Source organism: Gemmata algarum (assembly GCF_034097035.1).
GTDB lineage: Bacteria > Planctomycetota > Planctomycetia > Gemmatales > Gemmataceae > Gemmata > Gemmata algarum.
Genome location: NZ_JAXBLV010000027.1, coordinates 1 through 10,129, shown reverse-complemented (window position 1 = coordinate 10,129; position 10,129 = coordinate 1). Strand labels below are relative to the sequence as shown.

The following is a 10,129-nucleotide window of genomic DNA, read 5'->3' as shown; positions in this document are numbered from 1 at the left end:
CGGATACAACTCTCGGGCATGCCGGGCTCGTTCGGGTACGCGGTGCTCACGGTGGCGGGCCTGTTGCCGCACGAGACCGCGGGCTGACCACGCCGCGCCTCAACGGCGCCCGCCGCCCGGCTTTGGAGTTACGGGTTCCTTAACACCGCCTCCCGATGTTCTTGAATGGAGCTCGTGTCGCAGATGGGGCACGTTCTGTGGCGCGAGTAAGGGACCATTATGGCCCCAACGGCGTCCGTGATCGTCCGCCGTCTCACGCTGCGCGGTCCTCTTTTTGCCGGGGTGTCGGTTGCCGTTGTTGCGCACCCGGTTCCGGATACCCGGCTGGATCTGCCGCTCCGGCTCGATCCGATCAGACCGTTAATGTGCCCGTACCCGTCGGAGTAACGGACATGACGCGCTCGTTTGCCGTTCTTACCCTCCTCGCGCTCCCTATGACGGCCTCTGCCCAGACGGCGGCCATCGGACCGCCCACGATCGGCGGCCTGGAGATCGTCGGCCCGCCGATCGGCACCGGTCCGAGCCTCCTGTACCCGGTCCGGTCACCGGGCGCGGGCGGCGCACTCAACGGCCCGCCGCTGCTGGTCCCGAGCGGGCCGTGGGGCGGGGTGAACTACCCGCCGCCCGTGTACCCGGTCCAGATCCCGCTCGTTCCCGCTCCGACGCCCCAACCCACGGCGGTGGTGCTGTCCGGCGAGGGGACCGCGGCGCTGGCGGTGCAACTGCCCGCCGCCGGTCAGGTGTGGCTGGATGGCGTGAAGGTGACCGGCGCGTCGACGGCCGAGTGGAACTTGACCTCGCCGGTGCTGCGGGACGGACAGGCGCACACGTTCGAGCTGAAGAGCAGCTGGACCGCGGGCGGCAAGACGTACGAGGCCCGCCGGTCGGTGCCCGTGGCCGTCGGCGATCGCAGCCGGCTCATCGTCGTGTCTGGGACCGAAACCAAGGAGTGACAACCGGCCGCGCGAAAGCCCTCCGAAATCGGTCCCGCCTCACGTCCGCTGGCTACGGTCCCACGTCCTCGGCCGGTGGGTCGATGTGCTCCGGCCCGAGAACGAGGAGCAGCGGCCCGGGACCGCCGCCCTTCGGCCGGAACCGGTTCACCAGCGACTCGGGCGGCTCGTCCCCATCGAACACGATGGTCGGACTGACGCGCCGCTCCGGATCCTCGTAGTACACCCCCGGCGGCCTGACCTCGCCCCACTCGCCGGTCCGCCGGCACTCGATCACCAGCGGCACCACCCCGACCCCACGGGCCTCGGCATCCGCCTCCAGCGCGGCACGGACCTCATCGGCGGTATACCGACCCGGCCCGCCGCTACTGCGTTTCGGGAACGACACACCCGGCCCCTCCGTCACACCGCGTCCATTCGCGCCTCGCCGCCCACCCCGCCCGGCGGAGGCAAGACCGTCGGTGATATGCCTTCGCCGTTAGCCAGCACCGCCTTGGCCAGGGCCTCCCGCACCACGGTAGCGAGGTCCGGGGGCAGCGCGCCGAGCAGCACGTCCAGGGGCGGCACGTCCGGGCCGATCATCCGCCGCCATTGAGCCAATACCTTGAGGGCCTCGGTGCGTCGGGCCGTCTTCACCTTCCGCGCGTACCCCACCAGCTCCCTGCGCTTCGGCCCGTTCGGGTCCGCCACCGCCTCGAACAGGTCCTCGCTCTCGACCCCCTCGACGGTCCCGGCCACGTCCGCCGGCCACGCCCGGGGCGGCAGCAGCCGCCCGCGGTCGTCGAACAGGTCCGCCCGGTCGGCGAACGCGATCCGGGCCAGCCCCTGCGCGATCCGGTCCGTCGTGACCTGGGCCGCGTCCAGCGCCTCCCCCTGCATGCGGCGGATCAGGTCCCGGATCTTACCCTTCCTTAGCAGCTTGAACGCCTGCACACCGGCGGCGTTCGTGTTCGGGCACGGGAACCCGGCCGCCAGGTACGCCCGGGTCGCGTTCCCGCTCTCCGCGTACAGGGCGCAGAACCGGGCCTCCCGGGCCGTCAGGTTGGGCCGCGGAGCCCGGCTCTTCTTCGGCTCGCTCACGTCCCCTCCTCGCCCCGCGGGGCCAGCCGCGCGCGGAGCGCCTCCAGCCCGGCCGCCAGCTGCTCCCGCCCGTACCGGCTGAGTGACACGTCCGGGCCCCAGAAGTGTAGCCGGATCGCCTCCCGCTGGTCCGCCGGCAGCCCGGCTAGCGCCGCCGCCACCGCCTCACGGGCCTCGGCCGCGGCCACCTGCTCGGCCGGGTCCGGGTCCCGGGTCGCCGCCGCCAAGTCGGCCACCTCGTGCCGCCCGCCCGGGTCCGTCGCCAGCACCGCGTCCCAGCCGACCTCCCGCCGGACCCGCACCCGGCCCCGCACCTGCTCGATCGCCGCCCGCCGCACCTGCATCAGCGCCCACGTCGGGAACGAGGACCGCTCGCGCGCCGGGTCGTACCGGGCGAACTGCCGCACGATCCCGGCCACCGCCTCGGCTTGGACCTCTTCCGGGTCCAGGCGCCACGCCCGCGCGTACCGCCGCGCGGACACCCAGATGAGCCGGTCCCACCGGTCCAGCAGTGTCGCGAGCGAGGGCGGGGCGGCGGACATGCGCGGGCCTCCGGGGTGAGCAGGCAACCCCAACAGATAGGGTGCGCAGTTGCCTGCCCGGAACGTCAGGAGGGGAACATGTCGGGTCCGCTCACGCGCCCGTCGGCCCGGCGCCGCCGCGCGCCGCACTTCGACCACGTGCCGTACACCCGACGGGTTAAGGGTTCCAAACTCCAGATCCGCTGGTGGCTCACCGGCTGGGGGAGCCTGAACCTGGAGCTGTACGAGCCCGAACTGGCGGTCGTCGTGCGGCGCAAGCTGATCCCGCGCACCCGGCACCGCCCGGACACCCCGCTGGGCATCTGGGGGGCGCTGGTCGAGGTGCTCGACGAGATGCGGCGGGCCGGGGTGCCGGGACTGCCGGACGTGCTCCCGCCGTACGTGCGCCGGGCCGACGGGGGCGGGTTCCGGGCGCTGGTGCGCAAGGGCGGGCGAAAACTCGAGTTGCCCGGCCCGTTCACGGCCCCCGCGGACGCGCACCACGCGATGCTGGAGTTACTGAGGCGCGAGTTCCCGGGGTGGGCGCGGGCGGATCAAACTCGGCGCCCGGGGCGCAAGGCGCGGACGGGAGGGGCCGATGCGGCGGCCGACGTCGGGTGAGTCACCGGCGCGGAGGGCGCGCCGGCGGGCTGTGGCACCGCCGGCGCGCGGAGAGTGTGGCGCCGGTTGGGCACGTACCCGAGCGTCGCGCGGGCGGTCGAGGCGCTGCTCGCGGGTCAGGCAGAGGGTGCGGCCGGCGACCGGTATGCGGGCCGGACCACCGAGGCACCTTTTTCGAGGCGGTGCGTCACGCGGCCGAATTAACGGGGAGGACCCTGCCAACCGAACGGGCGCGACGCCCTCCTTTCCCAGCCCGCTCCTGCTTAGGCCTCAAGCCGCCGGCCCGCCCGAATCGATTTCTCTACGAGCAAGACCGACCCGACCGACTCGGAACCTTCACCGACACATGCACGACATGAACGAACCACCCGCCCTGTACGTCTGGAAGGTCCGCGGCATGGGCCGCGGGGTGTTCGCCGGGCGGGCCTACCGCGCGGGCGAGGTGATCGAGGTGTGCCCGGTGGTGCGGATCCCGACGTACCCCAAAGGCCCCGGGGGCAAGCCCCTGGAGCACTACGTGTTCGAGTGGGACGCGGGCACCGGCGAGCTGGCCATCGCGCTCGGGTACGGGTCCCTGTACAACCACTCGCCGGAGCCGAACGCCCGGTTCAACCCGCGGGCGTCGCGCGAGGACATCGTGTTCCGGGCGCTCCGGGACATCGAGGCGGGCGAGCAGATCTTCGTGGACTACCGCTGGGACGCGTCCCACTACGAACGCTTCCGTAAAGCCTCGTGACCGCCCCGCATCAAACCTCTTCGGTCCGGAGAGCACGAGAACGAGCCGCCCCGGCGCCTCGTGGTGACCTATCGGAACCAACTCACTCAAACCGGAAGACAACAAGACGTGAGCCCGCGAGGCCGTCGAGTTACTGCGACGCGGGCGCCCGTCACGAACGGCCGGGGCGTCAGGTAACGCCGCAATCAGCGCCCGTTGTCCCCGACGGTCGTACACAGGGTGACCGGGGCGCAGGCCGAAAGCTCGGGTGTGTATCTCCGGCCGCTATGACGGGGTATATGAGTGCCAAGCGGAACTCGCTCCCGCGACCATCGGCACGCAGCCCTGACGGCACGGTAGCGATCCGGCCGGACGTCCGACCGGCGAAAAGCCATCCGGTTCGGCTGACTCACGGTTCTGTCGGCGGGACGGCTCGGCTCGCCTTTTCGTGACGGGGCGGGGCGAGCGTGCGAAGTGACACGCTTCGGCCTCACGAACGTGCGTGTGACCGAAGGCCGTTTCCGGTGTGCGGCCCAGCGCCGGGGCGGACGGATCCGCGTGTAGCGGCCGTGACGGTCGCGCGGCCGCCCCGGTCGCGGCTCGACGGCCAGCCGTCTGCTCTGGCGGGCGCCCCCTCCCGGCTACTTGCCCTTCACCCGCTCCAGGGTGAGCAGCATGAGGTCGCCGCTCGCGTCGGCCTTGAACTCCTTCGGCCGGACCGACGGGTCCTTCGCGAAGTACGGCATGCAGATCGTCAGCTTGTCTCCGTCGAGCCTGTAGATGCAGGCCGCCGTCGTGTCCTTCTCCTGACCGTCGAGGGACGTGAGGTCGAGCGCCTTGGGCGTCTTGCTCGGGTCCAACGTGAACGTCTGCTTGCGCTCCCGCCCGGGCTTCTGCGTGTTGCTGAACGTGAGCCCGCGGCCCTTGATCTCGAACCGCATGGCCTTGGCGTCGTCCTTGGTCAACGTCTTGCCCCGGAACTCGACCCCGACGGCCCGCCACTCGCCCTGCAACGTCTTGATCTCCGCGGCCGCCGGGTCGTCCGCGCGGGACGCGGCGCAGGTCGTGACGAGCAGGGCGATCACGGCAACGCGGGGCATTGTCATCCTCTAGAGGGGTGCGTTCACCGGTCGCGACCTCGCGACCCGCCCGGGAACTGACGCCTGCCAACGCCGCGCATTCCGTCCACCGCCGAACAACGCACTCACCGGCCCGGCCCGCTCCCGAGAGCTAAGACCTCCCAGAAACCTGTGGTGCCACCGGGTCAGGTGCCCCGCTTGGTTCGGCGTGCCGTTGTGCCCCGCGACTCCCACCCGACACGACCGCCAGGCCGATGACGATCAGGGCACCGCCGACGGCCACCCGCAGCGTGATCCGCTCCCCGAGGACGAGCCACGCCAGGAGTACGGCTACCACGAAACTGCCCTTGTCGATCAGGGCGACGGAGGACACCTCCCCGTCCTTGAGCGCCTTGTAGTCGAACACCCACGACACCGCCGTCGTCACCCCGGACAGCCCGAGCCAGAGGAGGTTGTAGCGGGTGAGCGTCCCGACCTGCTCGCGGGGGACGGCCAGGGCCGCGAACCCCAGGACGAAGGCGAACACGAAGCACGTTCGCACGGCCAAACCGAGCTCGCCGGAGATGCCCGCGAGCCCGTGCTTGGCGATCACCGACGTGAACCCGGCGAACGCCATCGAGATCAGTGCGAACAACACCCAGCGTTCCACTCGCAAGCACCTCCGTGCCTCACCGCCGAACGATCCAGCTCACCCGCCCGGCCGCGGCACCCGCAGCCGATCGAGGCGCCACGTGAGCGGCGAGAGCCCAATCACGTGGCCGGGGCCGGCGCCGCGACCGGTCCGGCCCGGCTACGCCCTCCTCCGGCGAATGGAGGCGGGGAACACCGGCTCGAAGTCCCGGTCGAAGGTGTCGAACAGATCCCATGTCCCGAGCCCGAGTACGTCTGCCGGGTTCCCAGCTTCCGGCGGCCACAGCTCCACCGGGAAGCGGTAGAACGCCCCCCCCCACCGGGCGAAGTCCTCCCCGCCCGGCGGCGCCCGACGGTGCCTCTTTCCGGGCCGCCCCCGGACGGCCGCGACGGGCAACGGTGGTGGCTGCCGGCCGCCTCCGACGATCAACTCGATGCCCTCGCGACCACGGATCCCGTCTAACCGCTCGGCAGGGAACGAACTCAGCCCGTTCGGGTCGGGGACGAGCACCCGCACCGCGCCATCCTTGCATCGGGTCAGAAAGTCCGGGAACTTCCCCGCGAACTCCACCAACCGACGCGGTTCGACGCGGCATCCGACGTCCAAGAACTCGTCGTCGGCCGTGAAGAAGAACGCGGGCACCTCGGCCCGGGTCGCCACCGCCACGGCCAGCCCCGCCCACCCGGAGCTGAACCGGAGGTACTGCGTGTCCAGCGCGGCCCCGAGTTGGTCGAGGCGGGCGAGGAGTTGTCTGGTCTCCGGCGTGACGGTTCGGCGATCAACCGTGAAGTCCGCCGTCGGCTGGAACGCGAACGCCGCCGCGCCTCGGTCGCTGCCGTGAGCAATCCCGGCGAGCCACACGTCCTTCGCTCGATGCTTGTACCCCACCACCCGGCCGGATCGGACGGGCAACTCGCGAAGGCGGTCCCAGTTCGGTTGACGAGTGAACACGTACCCGTAACTCGACCAACCCATCCGGTGCCTCTCTCTGACCGAACACACCGTTTACCTGCACCGCCATCACCCGAGCCGCGATGCGTCCCAGATCAGCCGGCGGTGTCAGGTTCGGCGCCTGGGTTCGGCCTTCCAGGAGCCCACGACCCACCAACCACCCGACGCGGCCGGGGCTAAGTGTAGCCGTCGGCCCGGCGCGACCGCCTGCACACGCTGCATCGGGCACCCGCTCGCCGCGCCGGGGCATGCGAACCCGGCCGGCAGCAGACCCGACGCCGCCACCGCGCGAGCCGCCGGCTCGGACCGGCAGATGTGGAAGGTGCGGAACACCACGACCGCCCGCGGCAGGAGGAACACCTCCTCGTGCCCCTCGACGTACTCGGCCCAGTCGTCCAGCCACTCGTGCATCCGCACCGTGTCATCGTGCGGAACGAACCGGCCGCCGACCACGGACGGCACCTGCTCCCACCTGTCCGGCCGCCCCGCGGCGTCCGTTTGTGGGGAGAAGAAGCACACCTCCCGCCGTTCGTCCCACGCGGCCGTCACCTCCTCGCGGTCGGCCACCGAGAGGCCGGACCACCATCGTTCGACAGCGGGGCCGGCGTCGCGAGGCAGAGCGGCCAAGATGTCGGCCGGAAGCGCCGTCACGCCGTGTCCTCCCGGTGCCGAACATAAAGCTCACCTGCCCGGCCGGGAATGCAACCAGCCTCTACCACAAGCAGGCGAGTAGTGGAAATCAGATTACGCGGCCGGGTCAGGTGCAGCGCGCGGTTCGGCGTCTGGGCTACCGCAGCCCGGCGACGAACGCGGCCAGGGTGTCGGCGAGCGGCACCAACTGCTCCATCTCGTGGTCGTAGTACAGTACCCGCCCACAGTCGGCCCCGACCAGGCCGACGCACACGTAGCTGCCGCTCCAGTCCTTGCCGACCGGCAGAACGTCGGCCGGGCCGCCATCCGCCCGGAAGTCGGCCAGAGCCTCCTGGAGCGGGAACCCCTGGCTGCCCTCCGGAGTGGAGTCGTCCCACGGCCCGTCGTGAAGGGCGAAGAAGCAGTGGAACGGCCGCTCCCCGCCGTCCGCGCCAGGCACGTCGAACGTCTCCCGATCCGGAACCCCGCCGTTGTGTTGCAGGAGGAGCGCCCGGAACTCGTCCGGCAGCGCAGCCCCCAACTCCGACTCGAACGCGGCCAAACGGGCCTCGGTCAGTGGCCCGAACCGATTCGCGTCCCGGATCGCTTCGCCCATCGGTGCGCCTCCGGGTGGCCGAACATAAAGCTCACCTGCACCGCCATCATCGGATGAGCGGTGCGTCCCGAATCCGCCGGCGGTGTCAGGTGCAGCGTCGGGTTCGGCGTGCCTCTGCCACAGCGACGCCGGCTACCAATACGAACAGTCACACATGGCGGAGTCGAAGTCGAACCCGCCCGTCATGTGGGAAAGGATGGCGGCGTCCCTCGCCGTGAACACCATCGTTGCCCGCGGGTCCGGGTCGCCCTCCGCTCGCTTCGGATTCCCGTCCTCGCCCGTCAGCTCGACGCCAGCGATCGCCTCCTCGGCGGTGGCGGCGAAGGCTGGGCCGTCGAACCGCATGTAGAGATCGAGCCACCGATCCAGCCGCTCCCTCGCCGGGTGCTGCGTGACGAGTCCCGCCGCCTCCGACCGCGACATCGGGCGGTTGGTGCGGTGGAAGCCGAATCCCTCCTTCATCTCGCGGTACACCTCCACGACGACGAGCAGGGCGATGGCCTTCGTTGCCGGCACGTCCCACTGGTCGGGGTGGCAAACCTCGAACCGCGCCCAAGCCGTCGGCCCGGCGACCAGCTCGACGCGGATGTTAAACAGAGTGGACATCGCCGCTCCGACGCCATGCTGCCGCCGAACATACAGCTCACCTGCACCGCCATCATCCAGTCAGCGGCACGTCACAAACGGCGCCGCGGTGTCAGGTGCAGCGCCGGGTTCGGCTCGATGCTACTCCTTGCCCAGCACCAAGTCCACCACCCAACAGCCACGAACATGCGGACCGGGGCCGCGGCAGTGGTCCAGAACGTCGACGTCCTCGCACCCGGCATCCTGCAGCGAGTCCGCTAGGATCGGCATCCGGTCGAACGCACGGTGCTCGTAAATCCCCCGTGCTAGCGAAAGGACGGTTGAAGTCCGCAACGGCGGTGTGATACCCGTCACGAGTGGTGGCGCAACCACCTCCCGAACCAGATCGCACTGCACAACCTCCTCCGCCTCCCACGCCGCGTTCCGCCGTGCCTCACGCCGGGAACTGGCCTCATCCAACGCTTGCCACACGGCATGCAGTGTCGGGTTCAGCTCGGGCATCCGACGGAGTTCGCGGAACTGAGCCGGAGACAACTTAAGGAACGCGGCGCGTGACGACTCTAGTTCCGGCGGCAGCTCCTCCTCTCGCCAGGGCACGTCGGGGATGGTTGCCATGACCGCGTGCCGGCAGCATTCGGCTACACCCAGGACCAGCCAGAATTGCTCGCGCGTGGAGTGGAACCGCTCGTCGTCCGAGTCGATCAGGTCGCCCACCACGAGGTAAGCCGCAGCGGCAACTGCCTCGCTGCTGTGAGAGTCGTATGCCCCGATGTCGATGAGCGAGTCGCTGTCCTGAGCCCGGACGATACGCGGCGTGTAATGCGCCTGTTGAAACACTCGGAAGGCGTCGAGTACGGCCGCACGGTCCAAGCGCCCTTCGGCGCACCCCTCGACCACCTCGGCCAAGCTCATCCCGTCTGGAATCAAGAGGGAGTGGATTCGCGCGATGTACTCGACGGCCAGCCACACCAGGGCACCACGTTTGGGAGAATCAAGCACGGCCCGAAACTGACCCAGTTCGCGAATCGACTGCCACCCTGCAGGAGTCTGAGCCGTAGACATCCGCATGCCTCGTCTTGCCGAACATCGATCTCACCTGCACCGCCATCATACAGTCCACGTCGCGTCCGAATCAGCGGGCGGTGTCCGGTGCAGCGCCGGGTTCGGCACGACTACCTCAACCGCTACGGAACACCTGGACTGTCTGTGGGGGCAATTGATCCTCGGTCACCCAGCCCAGTCTGCGGACCGTCTCCATCTCGCCCCGCAGCATCGCCTCCAGTAGTGAAACGCCAGCGGCACGCGACGGCAGCCAAAGGTAGAGAGATTGTGGAGCGATGCCTGATTCGGAGTAAATCTCGCTCAGGTCGTCCAATACCGCCATCCCGCTCGTACCGATGGTGAGTGACCACTGATCGTACCCGGCGGCGACCTGGTAGTGCTCGTCGTCGCCGTCATCTTCCAACTCGGTGATCAGAGACTCGGCCACCGCGTGGTGGTCCGCGTCGAGTGGAATCTCACTCATCACGCCGAGTAGCCATTTGACGTGCGCCCGCGTCTTCATTTCCGGACGCCCTCGGGGTGCCGAACATAAAGCTCACCTGCACCGCCAGGATACAATCAGCGATGCGTCTCAAGTCCGATGGCGGTGTCAGGTGCAGCGCCGGGTTCGGCTCGCTCACGTCCGCGCCGCGCATCCGCGGAAGCCCGCACACCGGTGCGGCCGGGCGGAGCACCACTGACCCGA

General features: G+C 70.0%; 13 protein-coding genes and 1 pseudogene. 3 read left to right on the top strand and 11 right to left on the bottom strand.

Translation table 11 applies throughout. From position 1 onward, the window contains the following. The first annotated feature begins 392 nt into the window (after positions 1–392). Complete coding sequence (locus R5W23_RS04645; RefSeq protein ID WP_320685323.1) at positions 393–953, top strand: hypothetical protein; 561 nt, start codon at positions 393–395, stop codon at positions 951–953. A 52-nt stretch (positions 954–1,005) separates the two neighbouring features. Here the strand turns inward: R5W23_RS04645 and R5W23_RS04640 are convergent, their stop codons facing one another. Genes R5W23_RS04640 through R5W23_RS04630 form a run of 3 tightly spaced genes read right to left on the bottom strand, consistent with a single transcriptional unit; the run spans position 1,006 to position 2,575 of the window. Further along, on the bottom strand, positions 1,006–1,341 hold the full coding sequence (locus tag R5W23_RS04640) for a hypothetical protein (RefSeq protein ID WP_320685322.1): 336 nt from the start codon (positions 1,339–1,341) through the stop codon (positions 1,006–1,008). A 14-nt stretch (positions 1,342–1,355) separates the two neighbouring features. Further along, positions 1,356–2,033 carry a terminase small subunit gene (locus R5W23_RS04635; protein WP_320685321.1) on the bottom strand — a complete coding sequence of 226 codons (678 nt, stop codon included), beginning with the start codon at positions 2,031–2,033 and terminating at the stop codon, positions 1,356–1,358. Then, complete coding sequence (locus R5W23_RS04630; protein ID WP_320685320.1) at positions 2,030–2,575, bottom strand: sigma-70 family RNA polymerase sigma factor; 546 nt, start codon at positions 2,573–2,575, stop codon at positions 2,030–2,032. The genes R5W23_RS04635 and R5W23_RS04630 overlap by 4 nt, the downstream gene beginning before the upstream one ends. A gap of 78 nt (positions 2,576–2,653) precedes the next feature. Here R5W23_RS04630 and R5W23_RS04625 point away from each other — a divergent pair, with 78 nt between their 5' ends. Both R5W23_RS04625 and R5W23_RS04620 read left to right on the top strand, forming a co-directional pair. Beyond that, positions 2,654–3,175: a hypothetical protein gene (locus tag R5W23_RS04625; RefSeq protein ID WP_320685319.1), complete on the top strand. Its 522-nt coding sequence runs from the start codon at positions 2,654–2,656 to the stop codon at positions 3,173–3,175. A gap of 355 nt (positions 3,176–3,530) precedes the next feature. Further along, positions 3,531–3,911, top strand: coding sequence for an SET domain-containing protein-lysine N-methyltransferase (locus R5W23_RS04620; RefSeq protein WP_320685318.1), 381 nt, complete (start codon positions 3,531–3,533; stop codon positions 3,909–3,911). Between the two features lie 620 nt (positions 3,912–4,531). Here the strand turns inward: R5W23_RS04620 and R5W23_RS04615 are convergent. The 8 genes and pseudogenes from R5W23_RS04615 to R5W23_RS04580 all read right to left on the bottom strand — a co-directional run bounded on the left by R5W23_RS04615 (position 4,532) and on the right by R5W23_RS04580 (position 9,946). Continuing rightward, positions 4,532–4,990 carry a TIGR03067 domain-containing protein gene (locus R5W23_RS04615; protein WP_320685317.1) on the bottom strand — a complete coding sequence of 153 codons (459 nt, stop codon included), beginning with the start codon at positions 4,988–4,990 and terminating at the stop codon, positions 4,532–4,534. 214 nt (positions 4,991–5,204) lie between these two features. After that, positions 5,205–5,618: pseudogene (locus R5W23_RS04610) on the bottom strand (EamA family transporter); the annotation flags it as partial. Between the two features lie 141 nt (positions 5,619–5,759). After that, the gene (locus R5W23_RS04605; protein WP_320685315.1) at positions 5,760–6,575 is read right to left on the bottom strand and encodes a hypothetical protein; all 816 of its coding nucleotides are present in this window, start codon (positions 6,573–6,575) and stop codon (positions 5,760–5,762) included. Between the two features lie 84 nt (positions 6,576–6,659). Then, positions 6,660–7,202: a hypothetical protein gene (locus R5W23_RS04600; protein ID WP_320685314.1), complete on the bottom strand. Its 543-nt coding sequence runs from the start codon at positions 7,200–7,202 to the stop codon at positions 6,660–6,662. A 136-nt stretch (positions 7,203–7,338) separates the two neighbouring features. Further along, on the bottom strand, positions 7,339–7,797 hold the full coding sequence (locus R5W23_RS04595) for an SMI1/KNR4 family protein (protein ID WP_320685313.1): 459 nt from the start codon (positions 7,795–7,797) through the stop codon (positions 7,339–7,341). A 132-nt stretch (positions 7,798–7,929) separates the two neighbouring features. Next, the gene (locus R5W23_RS04590) at positions 7,930–8,403 is read right to left on the bottom strand and encodes a hypothetical protein (protein WP_320685312.1); all 474 of its coding nucleotides are present in this window, start codon (positions 8,401–8,403) and stop codon (positions 7,930–7,932) included. A gap of 120 nt (positions 8,404–8,523) precedes the next feature. After that, positions 8,524–9,444, bottom strand: a complete 921-nt coding sequence (locus tag R5W23_RS04585; protein ID WP_320685311.1) for a hypothetical protein — start codon at positions 9,442–9,444, stop codon at positions 8,524–8,526. Between the two features lie 115 nt (positions 9,445–9,559). Beyond that, entirely contained in the window at positions 9,560–9,946 is a 387-nt protein-coding gene (locus R5W23_RS04580) for a hypothetical protein (RefSeq protein ID WP_320685310.1), read from the bottom strand. Between the last annotated feature and the right edge of the window lie 183 nt (positions 9,947–10,129).